At 44.1% G+C, this 24,278-nt stretch carries 20 protein-coding genes; 7 read left to right on the plus strand and 13 right to left on the minus strand.

What is annotated here, in order from left to right:
- Positions 1 to 97: 97 nt before the first annotated feature.
- The 3 genes from RMX98_RS29985 to RMX98_RS29995 are packed head-to-tail and all read left to right on the plus strand — an operon-like array spanning position 98 to position 3,590.
- Positions 98 to 1,105, plus strand: a complete 1,008-nt coding sequence (locus RMX98_RS29985; RefSeq protein WP_322677763.1) for a zinc-dependent alcohol dehydrogenase family protein — start codon at positions 98 to 100, stop codon at positions 1,103 to 1,105.
- Positions 1,106 to 1,114: 9 nt separating this feature from the next.
- Positions 1,115 to 3,376, plus strand: a complete 2,262-nt coding sequence (locus tag RMX98_RS29990; protein WP_322677762.1) for a pentapeptide repeat-containing protein — start codon at positions 1,115 to 1,117, stop codon at positions 3,374 to 3,376.
- 58 nt (positions 3,377 to 3,434) lie between these two features.
- Entirely contained in the window at positions 3,435 to 3,590 is a 156-nt protein-coding gene (locus RMX98_RS29995; protein WP_322677761.1) for a hypothetical protein, read from the plus strand.
- 136 nt (positions 3,591 to 3,726) lie between these two features.
- Here RMX98_RS29995 and RMX98_RS30000 read toward each other — a convergent pair whose 3' ends face one another.
- The 11 genes from RMX98_RS30000 to RMX98_RS30050 all read right to left on the minus strand — a co-directional run bounded on the left by RMX98_RS30000 (position 3,727) and on the right by RMX98_RS30050 (position 19,913).
- Positions 3,727 to 5,592, minus strand: coding sequence for an ABC transporter ATP-binding protein (locus RMX98_RS30000; protein ID WP_322677760.1), 1,866 nt, complete (start codon positions 5,590 to 5,592; stop codon positions 3,727 to 3,729).
- Positions 5,593 to 5,732: 140 nt separating this feature from the next.
- Positions 5,733 to 6,731: an aldo/keto reductase gene (locus RMX98_RS30005; RefSeq protein WP_322677759.1), complete on the minus strand. Its 999-nt coding sequence runs from the start codon at positions 6,729 to 6,731 to the stop codon at positions 5,733 to 5,735.
- Between the two features lie 138 nt (positions 6,732 to 6,869).
- Positions 6,870 to 7,490, minus strand: a complete 621-nt coding sequence (locus tag RMX98_RS30010) for a GDSL-type esterase/lipase family protein (RefSeq protein WP_322677758.1) — start codon at positions 7,488 to 7,490, stop codon at positions 6,870 to 6,872.
- Between the two features lie 302 nt (positions 7,491 to 7,792).
- Positions 7,793 to 8,461 carry a dienelactone hydrolase family protein gene (locus RMX98_RS30015; RefSeq protein ID WP_322677757.1) on the minus strand — a complete coding sequence of 223 codons (669 nt, stop codon included), beginning with the start codon at positions 8,459 to 8,461 and terminating at the stop codon, positions 7,793 to 7,795.
- A 178-nt stretch (positions 8,462 to 8,639) separates the two neighbouring features.
- Positions 8,640 to 10,178, minus strand: a complete 1,539-nt coding sequence (locus RMX98_RS30020; protein ID WP_322677756.1) for an amidohydrolase family protein — start codon at positions 10,176 to 10,178, stop codon at positions 8,640 to 8,642.
- 238 nt (positions 10,179 to 10,416) lie between these two features.
- Positions 10,417 to 11,781, minus strand: a complete 1,365-nt coding sequence (locus RMX98_RS30025) for an LLM class flavin-dependent oxidoreductase (protein ID WP_322677755.1) — start codon at positions 11,779 to 11,781, stop codon at positions 10,417 to 10,419.
- Between the two features lie 1,202 nt (positions 11,782 to 12,983).
- A complete protein-coding gene (locus RMX98_RS30030; protein WP_322677754.1) occupies positions 12,984 to 14,057 on the minus strand; it encodes a PstS family phosphate ABC transporter substrate-binding protein in 1,074 nt (357 codons plus the stop codon).
- 162 nt (positions 14,058 to 14,219) lie between these two features.
- Complete coding sequence (locus RMX98_RS30035) at positions 14,220 to 15,503, minus strand: serine/threonine-protein kinase (RefSeq protein ID WP_322677753.1); 1,284 nt, start codon at positions 15,501 to 15,503, stop codon at positions 14,220 to 14,222.
- Positions 15,504 to 16,162: 659 nt separating this feature from the next.
- Positions 16,163 to 16,789, minus strand: coding sequence for a heme-copper oxidase subunit III (locus RMX98_RS30040; RefSeq protein WP_322677752.1), 627 nt, complete (start codon positions 16,787 to 16,789; stop codon positions 16,163 to 16,165).
- A 114-nt stretch (positions 16,790 to 16,903) separates the two neighbouring features.
- The gene (gene ctaD / locus RMX98_RS30045; RefSeq protein ID WP_322677777.1) at positions 16,904 to 18,640 is read right to left on the minus strand and encodes a cytochrome c oxidase subunit I; all 1,737 of its coding nucleotides are present in this window, start codon (positions 18,638 to 18,640) and stop codon (positions 16,904 to 16,906) included.
- Between the two features lie 139 nt (positions 18,641 to 18,779).
- Positions 18,780 to 19,913, minus strand: coding sequence for a cytochrome c oxidase subunit II (locus RMX98_RS30050; RefSeq protein WP_322677751.1), 1,134 nt, complete (start codon positions 19,911 to 19,913; stop codon positions 18,780 to 18,782).
- 404 nt (positions 19,914 to 20,317) lie between these two features.
- On the opposite strand from RMX98_RS30050, the gene RMX98_RS30055 reads away from it, so the two are divergent.
- The 4 genes from RMX98_RS30055 to RMX98_RS30070 all read left to right on the plus strand — a co-directional run bounded on the left by RMX98_RS30055 (position 20,318) and on the right by RMX98_RS30070 (position 23,048).
- Positions 20,318 to 21,259 (plus strand): heme A synthase, encoded by a 942-nt coding sequence (locus tag RMX98_RS30055; protein ID WP_322677750.1) that lies wholly within the window; start codon positions 20,318 to 20,320, stop codon positions 21,257 to 21,259.
- A 230-nt stretch (positions 21,260 to 21,489) separates the two neighbouring features.
- Positions 21,490 to 22,443 (plus strand): heme o synthase, encoded by a 954-nt coding sequence (locus tag RMX98_RS30060; RefSeq protein ID WP_322677749.1) that lies wholly within the window; start codon positions 21,490 to 21,492, stop codon positions 22,441 to 22,443.
- Positions 22,444 to 22,587: 144 nt separating this feature from the next.
- Positions 22,588 to 22,830 (plus strand): type II toxin-antitoxin system HicB family antitoxin, encoded by a 243-nt coding sequence (locus RMX98_RS30065; protein WP_251957957.1) that lies wholly within the window; start codon positions 22,588 to 22,590, stop codon positions 22,828 to 22,830.
- Positions 22,830 to 23,048 carry a type II toxin-antitoxin system HicA family toxin gene (locus RMX98_RS30070; RefSeq protein ID WP_322677748.1) on the plus strand — a complete coding sequence of 73 codons (219 nt, stop codon included), beginning with the start codon at positions 22,830 to 22,832 and terminating at the stop codon, positions 23,046 to 23,048. The genes RMX98_RS30065 and RMX98_RS30070 overlap by 1 nt, the downstream gene beginning before the upstream one ends.
- A 13-nt stretch (positions 23,049 to 23,061) precedes the next feature.
- Here RMX98_RS30070 and RMX98_RS30075 read toward each other — a convergent pair whose 3' ends face one another.
- Together RMX98_RS30075 and RMX98_RS30080 are read right to left on the minus strand one after the other, a co-directional pair.
- A complete protein-coding gene (locus RMX98_RS30075) occupies positions 23,062 to 23,655 on the minus strand; it encodes a GUN4 domain-containing protein (protein ID WP_409882013.1) in 594 nt (197 codons plus the stop codon).
- Positions 23,656 to 24,278, minus strand: a 623-nt coding sequence (locus tag RMX98_RS30080) for a protein kinase domain-containing protein (protein WP_409881750.1), incomplete at its 5' end; no start/stop codon positions are given. It abuts the gene before it with no gap.

A 24,278-nucleotide genomic window follows, 5' to 3' on the forward strand; every position in this document is an offset into this window, starting at 1 on the left:
TTTCGATAAATGATTTAAAGCTGCTATAACTTTGTATCCACCCTCTTGCGCTAAAGTTGCATAATAACGTGCATCTAAAGCCAGGAGGAAAGTAGTTGTGAAAGCAGTCTTGATGACAGCAGCTGGCAGTCCCGAAGTTCTGCAAGTACAGGATGTGCCAAACCCTGCTGTTCCTGTTGGGAATACTGAACTTTTAGTGCGTTTGGTGGCGGCTGGTATTAACCCGATTGACACTAAACTTCGGAGTCGAGGCAGTTTCTACCCTGATCGCACGCCGACAATTTTAGGATGCGATGGTGCAGGGATTGTGGAAGCAGTGGGTGCTGGTGTTCAGCGTTTTCGCGTAGGTGATGAAGTATATTTTTGCTATGGCGGTTTGGGCGCACACCAAGGCAATTACGCTGAATATAACGTTGTGGATGAGCGGTTTGTAGCACGTAAACCCGCCTCTATCTCCTTTGCCGAAGCCGCAGCAGCGCCTTTAGTATTAATCACCGCCTGGGAAGCTTTATACGAACGGGGACGATTAGAACCTGGGGAACGGGTTTTGATTCATGCGGGTGCTGGTGGTGTTGGTCATGTAGCAATTCAATTGGCGAAACTCAAAGGTGCTACTGTTTCTACCACAGTCAGTTCTGAGGAAAAAGCTAATTTCGTCAAAGAACTCGGTGCCGATCGCGTAATTTTTTACAAGCAAACAGACTTTGTGCAAGCGGTATTAGATTGGACTGGTGGTGAAGGCGTAGACTTGGCTTTTGATACCATAGGCGGCGAAACCTTTCAGAAAACCTTCCCCGCAGTGCGAGTCTATGGCGATATTGTCACAATTCTCGAACCAGATGCCAATACTGTTTGGAAAACTGCTAGAACTCGCAACCTCCGCATTGGTTTAGAATTAATGCTGACACCAGCCTTGCTAGGATTACAAGATAGTCTCCACCATCATGCAGAAATTCTCGAACAATCTACCACCTGGATCGATGAAGGCAAATTAAAAATCCATGTGAGTCACAAGTTTCCCTTAAAAGAAGCAGCTAAAGCGCACCAACTGATTGAAAGCGGTACTGTGACGGGTAAAATTGTTCTGCTGATTAGCGACGAATGAGCAAACAATTTGCATAAATTATTTTTTAAACGCAGAGGCACGCAGAGGTTAAACGCAAAGGTACACAGAGGAGTTTCTCTGCGTACCTCTGCGCTTCCCTTAGCGTTCCTTTGCGTTTTACTTCTCCTCCTCCCCCTACCAGCTTCGGCAGCACAAACACAACCAGAACGCACACCCTTAACCCTAGAATTATTGCAAGAACGACTACGCACACCCATACTCCGCGAAGGAAATTTGACCGTAGATTTGCAAAAAATGGTGATTGATTTGCGCCCAGAAAATGCCAGCTTTCGTGATGCTTTTTACCAATTGCTGCGAAAAGAACTCGGTACAAAACCTCTGGGTTTAGACCTCAGCTATGCTTTGATTCTGGGGGATTTTGTGGGCAGCGATTTGGGTTTGAGAACACCTTTGTATGCTGCTACGATGTCTGGCGACAAGGCGCGAGGCATCTACGCACCCATTTTTACTGCTACTGAACAAGAAGAACTAGAAGATTTACGTTTCGTTTGTCTAGAGTCACTAGCTACCGTTTTACCTAATTCTAAAGATTGTCGATCGCTTCTAGGAACTGAGTCAACTCCATCCAGTGAAATCACCGTCTTTCGTGGTGTTTTGACACTGGTGCAAACTCGCTTTAATGGCGAAGTGAAGTTCTCTAATACATTTTTTCTTCAGTCTGTGGATGCCCAAGGTGCAACTTTTCTCCAACCCACTAATTGGACTGAAACTAGATTCGCTCGTTCTGTTAGTTTCACCAGTGCTAACTTCCAGCAAGCAAGCAATTTTCAGAGCAGTATTTTTTTTGAAAAAGCTAATTTTAAAAAAATCAAATTTCAAGAACTCGCTGATTTTCAAGGCAGTTTATTTAAAAAAATTGTCAACTTTAACCAAGCAATTTTTAAACAGCTAGCTAAATTCAGTAGCGTGCAATGGCAAGGAAATACCGATTTTTCTGATGTGTACTTTGCCAATCAAGTCCAATTTACTAAAGCAAATTTTAATCAGTTCCTCCTTTTAACAGAAGCTACTTTTGAGCAAGCTGTAAGTTTTCGAGAAGTGGAGTTTAACCAATTGGTAAATCTGCGAGGTGCAAACATTCTTAACCAAGCAGATTTTAGTGATGCCAGGTTTAGTACGGAAGCTTGTTTAAGTGTACCTGGTTTAACTTTTAACTCTAACCAAGCGAAAATTTTAGGTAATCCCGGTCAGATTGGGAAGATGTTCTGTATCCCAACATTGCAAGGTAATCAAAACATCTTGCGGAATTTGGGGCAAAATTTCCGTCAGCAACAACAAGTAGCCGATGCTAATGAACTGGAATACACAAAACAACGACTGCGGTTAATAGAGTTTGGCCGTCGTCTGACAGCTACAAATATTAATAGTGCAAGTATTGCAAGTTTGATTAACCTGGGTTTTTCTGCAACTCAAGCTGATGCGATCGCCCAGCGTCGTCTGGTAAAATCCTTTCGCAACAGTAATGAGTTACTCACCATAGCAGACATCGATTTAGAAAAATATACTCAACTGAGCGATCGCTTAATTGTTAGCGAAACCCTTTCTATTGTTGGCTGGTTACTGCAAGCTTGGAGTTGGTTGGCGTTGAGTGTGTTGCTGTTGTTGAGTGGCTATGGGACAAATTTTTGGTTAGTCTTTGGCGTGGGAGGATTAGCGATCGCTTATTTCGGCTTACTATTTTGGTTAGTGGATCGCTATCGTCGGCTGCATCCGGTACCAATTATTCCCACATCCTACGAAACCATTTCGATATTAGTCAGTTTTAGCGTTTTAGAATTCTTCAGCTTACTAGCAATATTTCGCAATGCTGAACAACCTTGGCTGACATTAGGATGTCTTTTGATAATTATTGTCCCCGTCCCAATGGCTTTATTAATCCGACTTTACCAACAAGGTCGTTATCATGACTTAATGGACGTTTCTTACTTTACAGAAGACGGCACATTTCGCCAGTTACGATTGTTGATTGGGCGTTTGCCAGTGATACCAAGGAATCAGACATTTCGGGAACGATATATGCCCTTGTTAGGCGATCGCCGTTGGAACTGGCTCAACTATTATGATTTTAGTCTCAACAATCTAGTTAAATTAGGATTTAATGATATTCGCCTACGAGATGAACATTTACCAGGTATTATCTCTGCACTTGCTTGGTATCAATGGAGTTTGGGTTTAATTTACATCACACTGGTTTTGTGGACACTTTCGCGTACAATTCCGGGGTTGAATTTGCTGATTTATCTGAAGTAGCTGATTATGTGATTAGATAACAGCAATAAATTTATTAACCGTAAATCCAGCAGTACAAATGAAACTACGCAATAGTAAACCAAGTTCTGCACGAACTAGAAGACAAGCTGCGATCGCGTCCTTAATATTTTCTGTCGAAGTGAGTCGAGATTCAGAGGCAGGAGGCAGAAGGCAGAAGGTAAAACTATTGCTATTTTTAGCATTCACGCTTTAAAGATGTCCTAACATTAGTGACTACCGCTATAACTCATCAAGTCAAGTTTAAATTAATAGTTAAGCAAGTTCGTAGTAAGGACTTTAGTCCTTATTTTCTCAGCACTAAAGTGCTTACTACAAACTTTCAAAATTTATCAAGCAATCATTCCCTCTTCGATGTTATCTGTGCCAGGGCGAGTCTCGTCGAGATTTTCTGGTAGAAATCCACCTGCTTGCATTTTCCATAATCTATAGTAAGCACCGCCGAGTGCCAGCAGTTTGGCGTGAGAACCATCTTCGATAATTCGACCTTTGTCGAACACCAGAATTCTATCTAGATGGACAATGGTAGATAATCGATGAGCTACCACGATGACCGTTTTGCCATTCATTGCTAAGTCGAGGGTATCTTGGATCGCTTTTTCGGTGATTGAATCGAGGCTAGAGGTGGCTTCATCTAAAATCAGGATGGGCGCGTCTTTGAGAATTACCCGCGCGATCGCAATGCGCTGTCTTTGCCCTCCAGACAACTTGACACCACGTTCGCCCACTAGAGAATTGTAACCATCCTGACTTTGAATGATGAAATCGTGAGCATTAGCCTTTCGCGCCGCCTCGAACACTTCCTCATCGGTTGCATCTAAGCGTCCGTAACGAATATTTTCTAGCAGCGTGCGATGGAACAGAGACGGATCTTGGGGAATCAAGCTGATTTGGGCGTGTAGTGCATCCTGAGTCATGTCTCGAATATCGACCCCATCAATAATAATCTGTCCAGATTGGGGGTCGAACAAACGCAGAATTAGATTGACAAAGCTAGATTTTCCAGAACCAGAGAAGCCCACTAATCCAACACGCTGTCCCGCTTGGATGGTGACAGAAAGGTTGGTGAAAACTTTCTTCTCATTTGAGTAGTTGAAATTTACCCGCCGAAATTCAATTTTACCTTGGGTAATTGAGTGGGCGATCGCGCGATCGCGATCAATCAACTCGTGGGGTTGAACGATGGTGAAAACACCATTGGCGACATTTCCAATATGTTCAAAAAATTCCAGAAAGCGGCGGCTCAAATTCCGGGCTTCACTGATAATCAACAGTGATAAGCTGGTTGCTACAACAAAGTCAGCAGTTGCAATCTTTCCTTGACTCCAGAGAGAGAGCGAGTAATACAGTGTGCTGATTTTTAGAATGGCTGCTGAGATAAACTGAAACCAGCGAATTCGCTCTGAGTACCAGTTGGATTCTCTCACGTGTTTGAGTTCGCGCCTTAATTGCTCATTTAAATAGCGTCGTTCAAAACCGAAGCGAGCAAATAGTCGGCTACTAGTGAGATTTGTGACTGTATCTACAATGATGCCAGTTGTCTCACTCCTGGCGGCTGCGGCTTTCCGGGAGTAAAATCGGCAGCGAGTTGCCAGCCAGAACGAAATACTGATGAAAAGAACTGCCCATATTCCCACGAGTGCAGCCAGTGGAGGATAGGCGCGATACAGTATTGTCGTGGCGACGGAATACACAACAATTACTGGCATAAATTCAGTAATCATCATTTGCATCGTCTGGGTAACACCCAGAGAAGTTTCGCTAATCCGATGTGCTAATGCCCCGGAAAAACTGCTGCTTAAGTAGCGATGTGAATGGTGCTGTAAATAGGCATATAGCGATCGCACAATGTGCTGTCGGTGGATGGGATGGAGAATCGTTTGCAAGAGTCCAGCCGATCGCCCAAATACCACTTCACCCACACTCAAGCCGATGAATAACATCAGGGGTTGCTTCATAGCATCAAAAATCGGCTTGCTGTCGCCGGTCGATCGCGTCACGCCGCGAATGATCTCGCCAATAGCATAAGGCAACATAATGCCACAAGTTGCGTGTACGATCTCTAGGATCACCATTAACACATACCACCAGCGAAACTGGTTAACAAAATAGCAAATGAACCTGAATGGAGTTGATGGCAAATCTGGTGCATCAGGGGCACGTTGAAAGGATTTAGATTGTCTAGCTTTTTTCGTCATTTGTTATTCGCTGCGTCCCTAGTAGTTCGCCAAGTGAACTTGGTGGGGTAAAGGGTAAAGGGGAATGGGGAAAGGTTTTAAATCCCTTCCCCTTTCCCCAGCTCTCATCCAGCATTTTTGGGTTGCCAGACTACTAATTTCTAACGAAGAGAATCTCCTCTTCGGTATTCGGCTGTTATATCGTCTAACTTTTGTTTCAAATTGTCGTCAAGTTTTAGTTCTACCGCTTTGAGGTTGTCGGCAAGTTGTTCTGGACGGCTAGCGCCAATGATGGGGGCAGTGATAATGGGATTAGATAAAACCCAAGCTACTGCTAGGGTGGTGAGGGAAAATCCGGCGAGATCGGCTACCGTGCGTAAATCTTCAACAGTATTAAATTCGCGATCGCGCCAGTAGCGTTCTTGATAACGTTCTGCGGCAGCACCTAACGTAAAACGCGTACCTGATGTGGGGCCTTGAGTAAAATTGTGTTTACCTGTAAGTAGACCACCCGCCAAAGGATTGTAGGAAATTACACCCAATCCTTCTTCTTTCGCCAGGGGCAATAGTTCTCGCTCAATTTCGCGGAATAACAGGTTGTAACGGGGCTGAATTGAGACGAACTTGGTTAGATTGCGCGTTTCAGCACGACCCAAAGCACGGGCGAGTCGGTAGGCTAAGAAGTTAGAAACCCCGATGTAGCGCACCTTACCAGCACGAACCACTGCATCCAGCGCTTCCAAAGTTTCATCAAGGGGGGTTGAAGCATCATCGGAGTGCAACTGATACAGGTCGATATAATCAGTCTCCAACCGTCGCAGGGAAGCATCGATCGCATCCAAAATATGCTTCCGGGAAGCCCCCCGATCCCAAGGTGCAGGGCCAACTTGACCAACGCACTTGGTAGCCAAAATAAAATGTTCGCGTTTGCCTTTGAGCCAGCGCCCAACGATTTCTTCAGTGCGTCCCGCAGTCGCAAGTCCGCCGCCAAGGGGATAAACGTCGGCTGTATCTAAAAAATTGATTCCGCCATCGGCGGCGGTGTCGAGGATGTGCCTAGAAGTTTCTTCGTCGGTCTGCAAACCAAAGGTCATGGTACCGAGACAGAAGCGCGAAACAGTTAATCCAGTTTTACCGAGATTAGTAGTTGGTAAAGTCATAAAAATGTTGTTGATTGAGAAAGTTTTGAAATTTTTAAATAGAATGCGACGTGCGCTTCGCTAACGCCAAACTAAAACCCTATGCGATATATATCAACTCAGCCATAATTAGCCAATAAGATAACGATGTCGGTATTTTTAAAGTGTGAACCAATTTAACCAACCTTCCCAGTTTTGGACGATCGCCGCAAATTCTGCATAACCATCAGCTTTTGGGTGAGCGCCGTCATTGGCTTTTGCTTCTGCTAGCCAAATCGGTGACTTCAGCAAACGAGAAAACACATCAAGATATGGAATATCTAGTTCATTACAAACCAATGCGAATTCCTCTGAGAGATTGGCAAGAATTTGATTTCTTTTTTCTTGATCGACATCATCACAGGGTGGCGGACTAACCATCAAAATCGGATAGAGTTGCTTTGCTTGACTTAAGATACTGCGAGCATTTGCGATCGACTCTGAAATTTCGATTCCTTGCTGTTTACCCGCCCATCCTGAATCGTTTGCCCCAAAAGAAAACACTACTCGACCATCAGATTCTTTTGGGAGACGATAGGAGACTTCCGAGTACCAACGTTGTTTGAGATACCGACTTGTCTCTGCCCGCACCCCCAAGTTGTAATGGGTGATAGCGTATCCTCTTGACTCAGCATTGCGGCATACTCTACCTGTCCAACCCAAAAACTCTGGATCGCCTGTGCCATTGACAAAGGATTCACCAATAAAACAAATTCTGATTTCTTTGCGAGAATCTGACATAAGTCAACTAAATTTTGCCGAAAAAATTCGGTTTTGGCTTGAGAAGCATTATGTCCATGATTCTAGTAGGTCGCTTTCGTGACGCAAGCCGGGTAAAGGGGTAAAGGGAAAGGGGGAAAGGTGAAGGGGTAAGGGTTAAAGCTGTTTTATTCCTTCCCCTTTAACCTTTAACCTTTCCCCAGCCTTCATCCGCATTTTTGGGTTGGCAAACTACTAGAAGATATTAATATATTGTTATTTTAGGCAGGCAGAACGCTGCCTACCTCAGAGAATATTGCAAGTTAGCTTTTGAACATTTCACCTCAAGCAACTACAGAAATTTCACGACGGTTCTGAGAAATTAGCCATTGCTGTAACTTCGGATCGCCGTATACTTCATCTGCAATAAAATGATCGCCATCGGGCAATATTGTCAAATCGACTTTCCCCCCGACTTTGCGTAAGCGCTCAACAAAATGCTCTGTATCCTCAATCGGCAGATTTTTATCCTGTCCACCTTGAAATATCTGAACGGGAATGTTTTTGAGTGCAACTAGTTCGCTTTCTGCTAATGTTTTTGGTACACGTCCAGACACAGGTACCAAACCTGCGAAGCGATCGCTCTGCAAAGCAGCGATATGCCAGATACCCGCCGAGCCTAAGCTGAACCCAGCCAATATCACCCGCCCTGGATCGACGGGTTGGGAAACAATCAGTTCATCAAGCAAAGAAAGCACATCGTCTGCTCGATCTACCCAAGTCTGTTCGGGCAGAATTTGGGGTGCAGCAAAGACATAAGGTAACGAGTCGGATGAATCTACGAAACGAGGTAGACCCCATTTCAGTAGCACATTCAAATCCGTGCCGCGATCGTGTCCTCCATGCAGAAAAAGTACTAAGGGTGCAGGTTGCTTGGCATTGTCAGAAACAGGCGAGAAAAGGTAAGGCAAGGAACCATTGTTAGTGTCATGAGAGCGTTGTTCAATAGGCATTGTTATGACTCCTAATTTGACTTGGGCATTGGGAATTGGGCATGGGGCATTGGTAAAAGACAAGGAAGAGGGGGGAGACAAGGAAGAAACTTGTTTAATAATTCTCCCCTGCCTCCCCTGCCTCCCCTGCCTCCCCTGCTTCCCCTGCCCCCCTGCCCCCACTCCCCGATCTCACCTTTTACGCCACTACTAAACTCTTGTCCACTTGTTTAAATTCGCTGTTACCTACCTTAGATTCAATCGCTGTACCCTTGAAGAAATCGGGGTTAGCTTGGGTGTAAAACTTGTAGGGATTAGCGAATACATAGGACTTGAAGTCGGCTTCAGAAATTACACCTTCTTGTACGAGATCCCAGCTTTCAGCCAAGGGAGAAGTTAAGTCTGGTACATCCCAGTGACCAACATCGGAGGAATAGATGGCGTTGATTTTAACTCCCAAGGGATTGGCTTTGTCGTTGAATGCCGTAGCGATGGTGCGATCGTCGGACTCGGAACCAAAGAAGAAACTGTTCACCCAGCGATCGCGGATGTCTTCAATTGTTTCAATACCTGCGGCGGCAAAATCATCCAATTCGCTACCAATCGGCGCACGGCTATGACGGCTGAAGGAAGCTCCCAGTACAGTCTTGGTCAATTCGTCCTTATCGAGGGAATACCCTTGAGTAACTTCTGCACCGTAGCGCTCAAATATTTCAAACAACTCATCAGAATTCGTCAACGCTGGATTGTAGTTTTCCAGTGCCTTGATATTGCGCTTGGAGAACCGATCTACCAAATGAATGTAGACACGCGCACCCCAATCTGCACCACCTTCTAGCATTGCTACGCGCAACTGCGGAAAACGCTTGGTAACACCGCCGAAGAACAGCGCTTTCGCAAATGCTTCCGAACCATCGGCGAAGTGACCGATATGGTTGTTCATGTAGTTACTGATGGAGGAGCGGCCAGTCCAGCCTTGACTGCCGTAATGGGTGGTGACAGGTACGCCAAGTTCCACGACCTTTGCCCAGAAAGGATCGTAGTCGTATTCACTATCTAGTCCGTAAAAGTCGATATAAGAAGCATACTTGGCGATTTCGGGGAATTTATCAGCTGGATATTTATCAGCGATCGCTTTGATTGGGCGTTTCACCCCGCCCGTGATATTAATCACTTTTAAGCCCAGTGTTTTCACTGCAAACTCTAGCTCCTCAATGCCTTCTTGGGGAGTAGTTAATGGGATACCAGCTACCGGTGTCAAGCGATCGCTATATTTCCGGTAAATATCAGCATGATAGTGATTAACCGCGCGTTGCAATGCTTGACGGTTCTCTGCACTCGCTCCAGCCGGTGCTAAAACATTGTTGGGAAACAGCACCGAATAGTCCGATCCTTGCTCCGCCTGACGCTCATAGAGCAGTCCGGGAAGGGTGTAGGTAGCAAGATCCAATGTATTTTTGGTAACTCTAGCCCACCAAGGCGATCGGATTGTGCGGTTGTATTGACGTTCTTCAGGAGTTTGTTGATACCAATCTTTACCGTTGCTCTTAGAATTGAGGCGCGAGGCTTCCGTCTTGCGTAACTCATCTACAAGTTTGACACCGCCGTACTTAGCGATGTAATCCTCAAAAGCTGGCGTGAAATCATTGGTGTGAACATCGGTGTCGATTACTGGATAATCAAGGGTTGCTCTGATTGCAGCAGAGCGTGAGGTCTTTAATCGGCTATATTCAGTCATGTTTTTTCCTTCCCTACAACAAAAATTACAAGTTTTTTCAGCATCCAATGCTGCTATTGAAAAATACATTTCTTGTAGAGACGGCGATTTATCGCGTCTCTCCACAATCGCGTCTCTCCACAATTGTCTGTAGGCGGCGATCTACAGAAAGTGCAATTTAAAAGGTATGGCATAAGCATCCGTGAAAAATTCATTTACACTACAGCACTATCAACACAGTGCAGATATGAAAAATCATTTACGCCAACACCAATCTTTCATCTAGTTGTTTAGCAGCAAAACGATTAGCCGGACGACGCAATCCCAGGTTTTCGCGCAAAGTACTGCCTTCGTATTCAGTACGGAACAGTCCGCGTTTCTGGAGGACGGGAACGACTAAGTTAACGAATTCATCCAATCCTGTGGGAAGGATTGGCGGCATGATATTAAAGCCATCGGCTGCACCGTTGTTGAACCATTCTTCTAGTTGGTCGGCAATGGTTTCGGGAGTACCGAGTATGGTGCGATGACCTCGTGCAGTCGCAAGAGAAAGATACAACTGGCGCAGCGTGAGAGTCCCACGAGTAGCCAAATCTCTAACTAATTTGAGACGACTTTTATTAGTGTTGGTGTCGCTGGGTAGTTCGGGAGCTACATCATCTAAAGAATATTTCGACAAATCCACACCCTTGTAATAGTTCTTTAAAATTCCCCAGGCCACATCGGGATGGATTAACGATTGCAAGAATTCGTACTTCTCTTGAGCTTCTGATTCAGTCCGGCCAATGATTGGGAAAGCACCAGGCATGATTTTGAGATCGTCTGGCGATCGCCCATATTGTGCTAGCCTACCTTTGATATCAGCATAAAATTCCTGAGCATCAGCTAGGGTTTGATTGGCGGTAAAAATCGCCTCGGCAGTGCGTGCAGCTAAGTCCCGTCCCGATTCCGAGGCTCCAGCCTGAACAATCACCGGATAACCTTGGGGCGGACGACCAACGTTTAAAGGGCCTTTTACAGAGAAATATTTGCCCTTGTGGTTCAATGTATGCAGTTTATCCGGGTCGAAATATACACCAGACTCTTTGTCACGGATGAAAGCATCGTCTTCCCAACTATCCCATAGACCTTTCACCACTTCCACAAACTCTTCAGCTCGTTCATAACGCTGGCTGTGTTCTGGGTGATGCTCAAGCCCGAAATTACGTGCAGCATTCTCATTGCCTGTAGTAACTACATTCCATCCGGCCCGGCCTTTACTCAAATAGTCCAATGAGGCAAACTTACGTGCCAAGGTGTAGGGTTCTTCATAAGTGGTCGAAGCGGTGGAAATGAAGCCGATTTTTTCAGTTACAGACGACAAGGCGGAAAAGAGGGTGACAGGCTCAAAATGAGCAATTTTCCCATTGCGATGCTGAGTTTCTGGAGCGCCGCCCCAGACTCCTGGACTATCTGCCAAGAAAACTGCATCGAATAAGCCGCGTTCGGCGGTTTGAGTAATTTCTTTGTAATGCTCGAAATTCAATCCCGCATCTGCTTGTGAATCGGGGTGTCGCCAAGCAGAGACATGATGTCCGGTAGCTTGAATGAATGCACCTAAACGAATTTTGCGTGTTGTACTCATACTTTTTTCTTTTCTTAAAATTGCTTTAGCAGTAGCTCTATGGTTGGTATCGCTGATTTGTATATAGCTGGCACGAAGAAAAAGTGAAACCTCGCCTTTGTCAGGGTGTTGGTGTAGTGCTAAGAGACATTGCATTTGAGAGTATGAAACCTAGCTCTACTCTTCTTAATTTCCTACACCCCAAAAGCAGTAATCTCAAGGGTTAGCACTTTTCTTCGTGTCATTCGTACATAGCTACGTCGGTAATGAATGTAATCATGGAATGCTCTCTAGCAACCAAGCTTACCGTTCAGTTACCAAATAATTGCTCAAAAATCAAATAACCGAATTGTAAGCAAGTTTAATCGCACAGCAGAATTAGGGATGCTGCTGCTTGGTGCTCGAATTACCATAAATTTATCAAGTAATTTTACCCAGCAGATATGAGCCTACACGATCAATACAAAAAAAGATGTGCTGGCAATCACAATCTCATGGAATACTAATTATTAGTTTTTCGAATATTAAGTATTGCAAACTATTTGGTTGTGGAGTATACAGTTATGTATGATGCCCGAAGCTTGTTGTATTATGTCCGCATAATAAGTTTTGCTAACCACAGTCATTACACCCCACCCCCAACCTCTCCCGAAGAGTGGGGAACTCGGTACCCCCTCTGGGGATTAGGGGCAGGGAGACAAAGCATAGCTTTGGCGGGGGTGGGGTTCTTCGGATTTAATAAGCAATCAAGCGAACATGATATTAGACAATACTCTAGGTTCGCTTGACCTCTCCCCACCACTAGAAAGTGCGGGTTTTTAGTGGTTTCAAGATTCTCTTTCATGGCAGCACCGATGGCATGAACAGTTGGCTTTGTACTTTGTAGCAACGTGTGTGCAACATTACTTCGATCTCACCCCTGATCTTTTTATCCAGAGGGGGTTTAGTTCAATAAGCTTGGGTTAAGAAGAATATTTTGTTGGGTTGAGCAACAGCAAAACCCAACAAAGTCTTGACAATGTTGGGTTTTGTTCCTAAAACCAACCTATACATAATTATCAGTATTTAACCGAACCTGATATTAGACAACAGTTAGGTGGCGGCATCCATACTGATAGTACTGAACTGATACCAGAGAATAGAGAACCTTGACTCTATACGTTGTGGATCTAAATGTTGCTGTAAGTTGGTTCTCATGGCGATCGCTGATATCATCAAATCTATTAGCGGACTCCAACGAAGCCAGCTTGCTCAATTTCCCTTTGACCCTGATCGGTTAATAAAAGTTTGGCATAAGCATCCCCAATCTGCTGTTCCCGACCTTTATTGTGCTTAATAATCACAAACAAGTTAGCGATAATAGGATAGCTACCATCTTTGATCGCCTGAGTATTTAGCTGGTTGCGCTGACGTGGACATTGGTCAGGTGACACCATCGGTTCGCGGTAGGGGGTAATTACCTGACCAGAAGTACTACCCAAGGGCAAAGCCTTCACACTACATTGAGGTAGTACTGAACGAGCAGAACCGTAATATACAGCACCAGGAGTTTTACTGAGTCGGCGCACTGCTTCTGTAGTAGAGTAGACATACTGCACATTCGAGCCAAGTGCTTGCCCCTTTAAGTCGCTGTTGCTAGAGAATATTACTGTATCTGCGTTTTCTGGTTGTTGGGACAAAGGAATGATGGGTAGGTTTGGCCCACCTACTTGATTCCAGTTAGTAATTTTTCCCAAATAAATTTGCTGCAATTGTTCAACAGTTAAAGCCGACACATTGAGTGATGGGTTGACTACCACTGCTATCCCATCCATACCCACCTGACGTTGCTCAAGGGTGAAGCCTCGCTCTTTTGCCATAGCTTGTTCTTCATCTGTAAGGGGACGGGAAGACTGAGCAAAGTCGATTTTCCCATCAAGCAACATCTGAATGCCGGAGCTAGAACCAGGGCTACCATTAACAGGGTTTACATAGCGTAATTGTAGTTCAGGGCGATCGCTCTGGATCTGAGAATCTACCAATTGTCGAATAGATGCCCAAGCTGTACTACCTCCGTAGTTGAATGAGGCAGGGGGAACATCAGCAACTGTCTGAAAAGTTGATTTATTATTAGAGACGTTATTGAAATTTTGAGTAGAGGAATTAACGTTGTTGCGAGACAATAAATTTGGCTTCAATAACCACCAAAGTAATCCGCCAATAACCATAAGTGTTAGAACTTTGCCAATAATCAAACCTCTGAGAAAGAGGGCTATTTCGCTGTTAATTAAAGCTCTTTTTTGATTTGTATTGTCCATATCTTTAAAATAGTTGTTTATTGTATTTATTTTACAGGAATTTCTCAGTATTTTTCCGATATAAATATTTAAATATTTAGATTTCAAATAAATCATTAATAGCTAGTTAATAACCAGTTTTATGATTGCTGTTTATTATTAACTCTTTCTAATGTAGTGAGATTAAATTTGCTTTTTGTTAGTCTTGGCAATGGTAGAATTTTTTTGAAAAACTCCTTTGTTAGCTGCTGAAACTACTAGGCTATTAGTATTAGTTAACGGGAACTCAACAAATTTTTCTAGAAAACTCTTGAGTGGAGTACGTTGGTTGGGAAGCGATGTCCCGGTATTAATAAATGTATAGATTAAAACTATTACTATCAAACTAGTGGTGGCACCAAGACCTATACCCAGCAGCAAAATAAAGTTTCTATAAGTTAGCGAATAGGTATCATCGGTGTTTTGGCTGATGGCAGCAGATTCTGAGGATTGTGACAATTTCAGAACAGAACTAAGTGCTTCCAAGGCTTCTGTGGCAGACTGATAACGCTGGTTGTAGCGATCGCGAACCATTGTATCTAAAATATTTGCCAGAGCGTCGCTTACCTGTGCCTGATCGCGCCAGAGAACTTCTCCAGTATTGGGATCTTCTTGTAGTTGCTCAGGTATTAAACCTGTCAAAGCTTGAATACCAATCATTCCTACTGCATAGATATCGCTGCAAAGTTTTGGCTTTCCCTTAGCCTGTTCGCTTGGCATATAGCCAGGAGTCCCAACAGCAATTGTTAAACCTGCTCCTAAAGCACCAACTTTTTTAATACTCCCAAAGTCAATTAGCACAATCTTCTGATCGGAGTACCGCCGCATTAAGTTTTGAGGCTTAATATCTCGGTGAATAATATCGTGTTGGTGGACGAAGGCCAGCACTTCTAGGATCTCTTTCAATAAATTTAAGACTGTATTCTCATTAAGACGCTGACCTGGTACAATTTCTTGAGTCAAGGAATGACCGTCAATAAATTCCTGGACTAAATAGAAATCCCCATCTTCATCAAAGTGGGCAAACAGTCTCGGAATTTGATCGTGATCGTTGCCTAGCTGGTATAAAACTTCCGCTTCCCGATCAAATAGCTTTTTAGCAATGGGTATAACCGCAGGATTGGAATCTTTTGGATGGAAATGTTTGACGACACAATGGGGTTGTCCTGGTAAATCGAGGTCTAGGGCTAAGTAGGTATCACCAGAGCCTCCACTTCCTAAGTGTTTGACAATTTCAAAGCGATTTCGAAGTGTTTTTCTGGCGAGAGAGGATTGATGTCTGTTACGTATAGCACTTGCTAACAAGTAAGTATTACCAGATCGTCCGCTTCCCAACAGTTTGACAGTCTCAAAGCGACTTCGGAGTGTTTTTCTGACTAGAGGGTTGTGGCTCATGTGGCGTATACTACTTGTTAATTTGTTGACCATTCAGAGCTTGGGTGAGATTACAAATACTGCTGCTAAATTTGTTGGTATTTGAGACAGCTATCGGATCAGGCGACCTTTGTTTTGGATCAATTTGGTGGTTAATCGCTTGATTGGTTCATTTAATGCCTTTATAGACATTTTAATATAAAATTAATTTATGGAAGACTTTAATAATCTTATCACTTAAGTAAATTTAACACTAGTCCACAGTAGTTATAACTGTGGGCAGAAGCCAACATTCAGGAGTTAGGAAGTTTGTTTATTTTAATTGTTGGGTCTGATTACTGATAAAACCTTGAATAAGATAATTTAAAAGCACAAATACCCTGACAGTGTGCGCCACAATTTTGTTACCAGATTTTAGTCATTACTAACTGCGATCGCGTTGTCATATCAACGTGAGTTCGACAAAACTAAAAAAGACTAGGCAAATCGGTTTAACTTGCCAATTACTTACGTTTTAAAAGAAGAATTCAGAAATCAGGAGTCAGAATTCATGCTGAATTCTGTACGAGTGGTTAATGAATATTGGTTAAAATCGTACAACTCTTGGAGACTTAGGAATACTCTACACTGGTTTTGATATGTTAATAAAAAAAAGCCCCCGAATGGGGGCTTATTAAGTTGTTCGAGTGGAATAAACAACAAATAATTAATACTCACAGTAGATAGAGTAATCCGAACAAAATAATCCAAATTACGTCAACGAAGTGCCAGTAGATTTCGGCTGCTTCAATGCCAAAGTGATTTTCGTTACTATAGTGACCCGGAACGCGCGATCGCCACAACACGGCAACAATTGCCAAAACGCCGATAGTCACGTGCAATCCGTGGAAACCAGTCAAAACGTAAAATGCACTAGCAAATAAATTGGTAGTTAAACCAAATTCTAAATGGGTATATTCATATACTTGACCCACTAAGAAAATAGCACCCATTGCAGCCGTAATTGCTAACCAAATCTGGGCACCCCGTGCATCATTCTTCTTGATAGCAGTGTCCGCATTGTGCATGACAAAACTACTAGAAATTAGATTGATCGTGTTGACTCCAGGTAACAGCAGTTCTAATTCTGGAGTACCTGCTGGCGGCCATGCGGGTAAGGTAGCACGGAAAGCCAAATAGGCTCCGAACAACCCCATAAAAATCATCCCTTCAGCAATCAGAAAGACAATTAGCCCAAACATACGATGGTCTGGATGTTCTTCGTGATGACCGACGGACGCTTCCGCCGCGTGGTGATGATTTAGTTCGGTTTTAGCTGGGTCAATAGTTTGACTTTGCATGAATTTTTACAAGTGGGGTATTGGGCATTGGGTATTGGGTATGGAGCATGGAGTATTAGGAATTAGGAAGAGAATTAATTAACCAGTCCCTAGTCCCCAGTCCCCAGTCCCCTTTTATTTCCGGTCTTCGGGATTGGCGGCAACGGCTGGGTCGGGTTCTGCTCTTAATACTGAGTTTGGCCCACCAGATAAGACGGGATTGGGATCAGATAAAGGTACACCTTCATTAGCATTTTCCAAACCGTAGTCGTAGGGGCCTGTAGCCAGTACTGGGGTTTGATCAAAATTTTCGATCGCAGGTGGTGATGTAGTCATCCACTCTAAGGTAAGTGCCCTCCAAGGATTATTACCAGCTTTCTCGCCGTATAACCAACTCCAAATCGCATTGATGATGAAGGGGAATGTCGAAACTGCTAGTATGTAAGCGCCGTAAGTGCAGATTTCGTTGAGAAAGGTAAATTTAGGGTCATACTGGGCGATACGGCGGTTCATGCCCATTAATCCCAGCTTGTGCATTGGTAAGAAGGTCATGTTTAGACCAACTATTGTTAAGGCAAAGTGAACCTTACCCCAAAATTCATTCACCATCCGTCCCGTCATTTTCGGGAACCAATGGTAAATCGCTGCATAAATGCCGAGAACACTACCACCAAATAGGACGTAGTGCAAGTGTGCTACCACAAAATAGGTGTCGTGAACGTGAATGTCAAAAGGCACTGCTGCCAACATCACGCCACTGATCCCACCGATTACAAAAGTGCCAACAAAGCCGATAGCGAACAGCATGGCAGTGTTAAGCCGGATTTTTCCACCCCACATGGTTGCTAACCAACTGAAAATTTTAATTCCTGTGGGTACAGCAATGATCATCGTGGTGATCATGAAGAACATCCGCAACCAACCGGGAATACCACTGGTAAACATGTGGTGCGCCCAAACAATTAGCCCCAGAAAGCTAATGGCAAGAGACGAATAAGCGATCGCTTTATAGCCAAAAATCGGCTTGCGGGAATGCACCGGGATAATTTCTGAAATTGCGCCAAAGAAGGGCAAAATCATGATGTAAACTGCTGGGTGGGAGTAAAACCAGAACATGTGCTGGTAAACTACAGGGTCGCCACCGCCAGTTGGGTTAAAAAATGTTGTCCCGGCAATTAAGTCAAATGCCAGCAGAATCAGACCTGCTGCTAACACTGGTGTAGATACCAAAGTCAGTGCCGAGGTAGCAAACATCGCCCAGCAGAACAACGGCATTTGATGAACACCCATACCAGGGATACGCATCCTGAGCAATGTGACGAGAAAATTGATTGCTCCTAAAATCGATGACGTACCTAGTAAGAGGACGCTCATAATCCAAATTCCCTCACCGACTTGACCTGTTACCAAGCTCAGGGGAGGGTAGGAAGTCCAACCCGCATCCGGTGCATCGCCTACCACTAAACTAGCGATCAACAATAAACCCGCAGGCGGAATCATCCAAAAGGCAACAGCATTCAAGCGTGGAAATGCCATATCCTTTGCCCCAATCATCAAGGGGATGAGGAAGTTAGCAAAACCCGCACCAGCTGGCACGATCCACAAGAAAATCATAATTGTGGCGTGCAGCGTAAATAAGCTGTTGTAGACTTCAGGGGTGACAAAATCGACTTCTGGGGTTCGCAGTTCTGTACGAACCAAGTCAGCCATCACCCCACCAATGCAGTAGAAAATGAACGTTGTGACTAGGTATTGAATCCCAATCACCTTATGGTCGGTGTTGAAGCCAAAATAGTCTTGCCATTTTCTGATCCCCGGCTCCTCACCAAGGGCGGGGATATTGGCAGTTTCTTGCAACTGAGCTTGTGTCATAGTCATTAGTCATTGGTCACTTGTGCTGAGCGACTTCCCTTGACTTGCGCCGAGCGAAGTCGAGGTAGCGGAGTCGAAAGGAGTCGAAGTATTAGTCATTAGTCATTAGTCATTGGATTTTGACTAAATAACATATTGATTAATGGTGAACTTGATGCAGAATTTCTGGCTTAATTCCCATATCCTTGGTGTAAGGAGCAAGAAATTCATTTGGGGATAAATCGGCAGGATTAACAGCAATGGCTTGATTTAGTGTTTCTTTACTGGCAACTAGCTGTTCTTGCACCCATTTGTCAAAGGCTTCTTGTGGCTCAACAACTACTGGCGCTCTCATTGCACCGTGGTAGGGGCCACAAAGTTCAGCACAGATCAGGGTATAATCTCCTGCTTTTTGGGGAGTGAAGCGAATCTCGCTTTGCCTACCGGGGATCGCATCTTGTTTCAGGCGGAACTCTGGCACCCAGAAAGCATGGATGACATCGTTTGCTGTCATACTGATTTCCACTTCTCGCCCAATAGGAACGTGCATTTCACCTGTAGTTATACCAGTTTCAGGATAGGTGAAAATCCAGGCATATTGTAAACCAGTGACGTTGACTTGTAATTGTGCTGGTTTGCCTGCTTTATCAGGAGTTCCCCCAATTGTCGGGGCAACACTACCTACACCTGGGGCATTCCGCTTTTGCGGAATTTGGTCAGCATTACGAACTGCTGCGGTAGCTGGATCTTGCATTGCCTCATCAGATTTTTCTTGATTGAGGTTGGGTTCGGTGCTGGGAGGAGTATCGCTTAAAGTTGCCGCGAGTGCGGTTCCCGCACGCTGCGCGTAGGCGTAGCCCGCCGCAGGCATCGCACTTCCATGCCCTGGCATTTTCATCGACTCCTGACTCATCGGTGCTTCATGGATAGCATGGGGATCAAACCCACCGATTTCGTTGTAAACATCAAAGCTGTAAACAGAAATACCGATAACGATAATTGCTGGGATCGCCGTCCAGAGAATTTCTAGAGGTATATTGCCTTCAACTGGTGGCCCGTCTGCATTGTCACCTGCACGCCGACGATATCTAAATGCAGAGTAAATTAAAATACCTTCAACGAGCAGAAATATCCCTGTAGAAACGATCATCATCGCGTTGAACAGACCATCCACCAAGACGGCTTCATCAGTGGCGGCTGCTGGCAACAGACCGTGATTTTGACCGTACCAAAGGCTGGCTAGCGTTAGCACGATGCCAATGAGTAATGTCCAGATGGAAGTTGGAATCTTCACGGCTTACTTAATTGAATTTACTATGTTATCTCGAAGCTACTCACTTACTAAGGTAGTCTAGGCTGTCAGACATGGGGGACTAAGGTCTGAAATTTTTATTAATTTTTTTGGCTATTTTAGTAATTTTGAGTATGAGTTTACTATCATACAACGCCAAAAATAGATGAAAATCAGTGAAAAAGTTTAAGGAAAAATTTAGAATGCTTAAATTAATTGTGATGAATCCATTTCTGACATCTTGAAAAATACCTAAAGCTTCAGGCAAAACCTTTCTGGAGTGATTCAAAGTATAAGTGAGTGCTAATCTATAAACCCTTAGCCTATACGCTAGGGTGGAGATGGGACACTAAAAGAAAATTGAAAATTTTAAGAGATCCACCAAGAGCGGGCAGAAGGTATCGTTAATGAGCGAATTTGTCCTACAACAACAAAATGAAGCGGCTCTTGGGCAGCAAAAACCCAAGGAAATGATTCGTCGCTTGGTGTGGAAAATATGCATAGCCACCTTAATTTTGATGGCAATAGGCAGCGCCACCCGTGTGATGAATGCTGGGCTTGCTTGCCCAGACTGGCCCTTATGCTATGGCGAACTCGTGCCAGCCAAGCAAATGAATCTCCAAGTGTTTTTGGAGTGGTTTCACAGATTGGATGCAGCTTTAATTGGTGTAAGCGCGATCGCACTCTTCGGCTTGTCCTGCTGGCATCGTCATTTCTTACCCAGATGGCTGCCTTGGGCATCTACATTCGCCCTGTTTTTAATTGTCTTCCAAGGCATCTTGGGGGGACTCACCGTCACCGAACTGTTGCGGTTTGATATCGTTACCGCTCATTTAGGAACGGCGCTGTTATTTTTTAGCACCCTCCTGATTATCGGCACAGCGCTCACGCCCTATCAGGGAACTGGAACCGTTGGTAAGTTGCCTTGGGTCGGTTTAACTGCTGCTGTTCTGGTTTACCTGCAAAGTTTGCTAGGTGCTTTGGTAGGCTCTCGCTGGGCGCTACACCAATGCCTCGGCGGTTCTCAACTTTGTACTGTAATGTACAGCCATATTGCTGGTTTGGTGCCGCCTTCCTTGGCAACCTTGGTAATGGTATTTATCTGTTGGCGGACACCAGCACTACATCCAGCCTTACGGCGACTGGCAAATATCGCTGGTGGGTTGTTAACCTTACAAATCTTGTTGGGATTCGCCACTTTCAAATTACACCTCCAAGTTGAGCCTCTCACCGTCTCTCATCAGGCTATAGGAGCAGCTTTGCTGGGTACTTTGGTGGCTTTCACAGTTCTCGCACTGCGTGACTGGGCTACTAGCCGCGACATCACAGTGTTGAGCAATGACTGCTGAGTATGGAGTGAGGCAACAGGGGGGAGTAGCAAAAGCAAGAATTTCTAACTCCTAACTCCTGTACAGACGCAATTAATCGCGTCTCTCCTAACTCAGCACTAAATTATGGCCGCAACGGCGAGTATTGCGACCCACGCAGGTGCAGAAAATCTGTGTTTCATTTGCCTGAAAGAGCCACCTTGAGCCGGGGCTGCATATAAGTTGTTGAAAAATAAGGAATCAGAGCCAAAATGATTGAGACTAATGTCTCTCGCCACCACGAAACATTTTTACAGGTAATTCAAAGTTACTACCAGCTAACCAAGCCTCGGATTATTCCGTTGCTTTTGATTACCACAGCTGGGAGTATGTGGATTGCTGCTAAGGGAGAAGTAGACCCATTGCTGTTGCTAGTAACTCTCACTGGTGGCACTTTGGCTGCTGCAAGCGCCCAGACGATTAACTGTGTCTATGACCGGGATATTGATTATGACATGGAGCGGACGCGCCATCGTCCGATGCCATCCGGTAAGGTTCAGCCGCGCGATGCTCTAATTTTTGCGATCGCACTAGCAACGATTTCCTTTACACTCTTGGCAGTATTTGCCAACCTGTTAGCCGCCCTGCTAGCCTTCTCTGGGATCGTCTTTTATATTTTGGTTTATACCCATTGGCTAAAACGCCACAGCACCCAGAATATCGTCATTGGTGGGGCTGCTGGGGCAATTCCGGCGTTAGTGGGTTGGGCTGCTGTCACAGGCACTTTAAGCTGGTCAGCATGGTTAATTTTTGCCATTGTCTTTTTGTGGACACCTCCCCATTTCTGGGCTTTAGCTCTGATGATTCGGGATGATTACGCAAAGGTGGGGATACCAATGCTACCTGTGATTGAAGGTGATACGGCAACAGTGAAGCAGATTTGGTACTATACGCTGGTAACAGTATTTGCAACCGTGTTATTGGTTTATCCTTTGGGCGCAAGTGGAATTCTTTATGCTGCGATCGCCCTAATTCTGGGAGGATTATTTATCCACAAATCTTGGCGTTTGTTGCAAAATCCAGAGGATCGCGCTGTAGCTAAAGAGTTGTTTCTCTATTCCATCTCCTACATGATGCTGCTGTGTTTGGGGATGGTAGTTGATAGTCTTCCCGTTACCCATAATTTAATTAGTGCGGTGAGTAATCATCTGCATTTTATTGGATAGGGGATGGAAAATTTAGCGATCGCGTTTGGTAAAGGGGCGCGATCGCATTTTCAGAAATTAAAAATTATACATAATAATTAGAGCTTGGTGGATTTTTGATTAAAAATAAAATTTCAGTTATAACCAAATTGATTAAAAAGCTGAATGTTGACAAATTACATTCGTACAGCAATGCACAAAGCAACTTATGAGTTGCTTGAGGATGGAACTTTCTATGGCGAAATTCTAGAATGTCAAGGAGTATGGGCAAACGCTGCAACACTAGAAGCTTGCCGGGAGGATTTGCAAGATACTCTTGAAGGATGGATTGTATTAGGATTGCGTTTGGGTCATACTCTACCAATACTTAATGATGTTGACCTGAATCTTACCAAAGAGGTCGCCTAATGCCACCCTTTGGATCAACTAATCGGCGGGATCTGATTCGTTATCTAAAAGATGCAGGTTTTGATGGCCCTTACCCAGGTGGTAAGCATCAATACATGGTAAAAGATGAATTAAAGCTGACAATTCCCAATCCGCATCAGGGAGACATCAGCCCAAGCTTATTAAATAGAATATTACGTCAAGCTAATATCAGCAGAGATGAATGGGAGACGTTATAAATTAGATGCTTAATCATCCTAGTCGTGATGTGAGGGCAGAAAGTCTTTTTCTTCTTCCATCCAATCTCATACTCCATATTGCTCTGGGTAGTTGTCCTACCGGAGCAGTTAATGTAAATGATAGAAATTCATAAGGCTTCCAATTATTTTTAATCCGCCATCCTAGAGACTCACCGAAATATTTCCAGGTTTCCAAATCTAAGTCAGGTTTGCCCCCAACGCTGTCCCATATTTGCTTCTGGATACTAAAGCCAAAGCGCCCATTACTGTATTTTACCCACAAACAATCAATAGTTAAGAGGTCTTGACAGGGAAACTTTTCGATATCTTCTACTCTGAGATAACCTTCTTTTTCTCGATGAGATATTTTAAGCATAAGCTTCCAAGTTTCTTGATCAGCTTCTCGCCATTTACCAGATGCTAGGAACTTTTGCAAAATTGTATAATCTATCCCTACTGCTGAATTTAGATTTTCAGAATTAAGAGCTTGTATAACCTCATCAACAGATTGATAGCGTTCCTTTACATAATCCTGAATTAACTTATCTAAAACTTTCCCGAAGTCAGGAGTAATACCTCTACCTTGTGGTAAGTATTTTCTCCAAATTCAGCAACCCCTAAGTGCATCATAAAGTTCATCAGAACCATCTGCATTTGGTAAACATTGAGTTAACAGCCGAATACAAGTTACACCCAAACTATAAAGGTCGCTTGCAGGGAAAACTTGACCACGCATTTGCTCGAATGGTGTATATCCAGGCGTTCCTACTGTCGTGCCAACACCTACAAAAGTTTTTGTAATTTGTTTAGAAACACCAAAATCAATTAATATTAACTTGCCATCTAGACGGCGCATAATATTTTCTGGCTTGATATCTCGATGAATTACACCGCGTTCATGAATAAACTTCAAGATAGGTAATAAATCAGTTAAAATTTGTTTTATCTTTTCTTCGCTAAAAGCTCCCTGCTGCTGCAATTCTTGTAGCAAATTCTGCCCCTGAATTAACTCTTGCACCAAATAAAGCCGCTTATCCTGTTCAAAATAAGCAATCAGACGGGGAATTTGCGGGTGTTCTCCCAAGTCATACAGTCGCTTCGCTTCTTGCTTAAATAACTCCGTAGCTTTCTCAAGTGCAGCCGTTCCTTCAAATTCAGGACTTACGCAACTGTCACAAGCAATGGCGCGGTGTAGCCGCGCCGCGCGCCAAGCAACTACACGATAAACAT

The organism is Nostoc sp. DedQUE02 (assembly GCF_034531035.1).
In the GTDB taxonomy this organism is placed as follows: Bacteria; Cyanobacteriota; Cyanobacteriia; order Cyanobacteriales; family Nostocaceae; genus Nostoc.

Coding starts and splice junctions, on each gene's coding strand:
- RMX98_RS30015 (WP_322677757.1), bottom strand. CDS start 8,461: ATGCCTATTGAACAACGCTCTCATGACACTAACAATGGTTCCTTGCCT.
- RMX98_RS30010 (WP_322677758.1), bottom strand. CDS start 7,490: ATGTCAGATTCTCGCAAAGAAATCAGAATTTGTTTTATTGGTGAATCC.
- RMX98_RS30060 (WP_322677749.1), top strand. CDS start 21,490: ATGATTGAGACTAATGTCTCTCGCCACCACGAAACATTTTTACAGGTA.
- RMX98_RS30000 (WP_322677760.1), bottom strand. CDS start 5,592: ATGACGAAAAAAGCTAGACAATCTAAATCCTTTCAACGTGCCCCTGAT.
- RMX98_RS30070 (WP_322677748.1), top strand. CDS start 22,830: ATGCCACCCTTTGGATCAACTAATCGGCGGGATCTGATTCGTTATCTA.
- RMX98_RS30065 (WP_251957957.1), top strand. CDS start 22,588: ATGTTGACAAATTACATTCGTACAGCAATGCACAAAGCAACTTATGAG.
- RMX98_RS30005 (WP_322677759.1), bottom strand. CDS start 6,731: ATGACTTTACCAACTACTAATCTCGGTAAAACTGGATTAACTGTTTCG.
- ctaD (WP_322677777.1), bottom strand. CDS start 18,640: ATGACACAAGCTCAGTTGCAAGAAACTGCCAATATCCCCGCCCTTGGT.
- RMX98_RS30020 (WP_322677756.1), bottom strand. CDS start 10,178: ATGACTGAATATAGCCGATTAAAGACCTCACGCTCTGCTGCAATCAGA.
- RMX98_RS30035 (WP_322677753.1), bottom strand. CDS start 15,503: ATGGTCAACAAATTAACAAGTAGTATACGCCACATGAGCCACAACCCT.
- RMX98_RS30030 (WP_322677754.1), bottom strand. CDS start 14,057: ATGGACAATACAAATCAAAAAAGAGCTTTAATTAACAGCGAAATAGCC.
- RMX98_RS30040 (WP_322677752.1), bottom strand. CDS start 16,789: ATGCAAAGTCAAACTATTGACCCAGCTAAAACCGAACTAAATCATCAC.
- RMX98_RS29995 (WP_322677761.1), top strand. CDS start 3,435: ATGAAACTACGCAATAGTAAACCAAGTTCTGCACGAACTAGAAGACAA.
- RMX98_RS30025 (WP_322677755.1), bottom strand. CDS start 11,781: ATGAGTACAACACGCAAAATTCGTTTAGGTGCATTCATTCAAGCTACC.
- RMX98_RS30055 (WP_322677750.1), top strand. CDS start 20,318: ATGAGCGAATTTGTCCTACAACAACAAAATGAAGCGGCTCTTGGGCAG.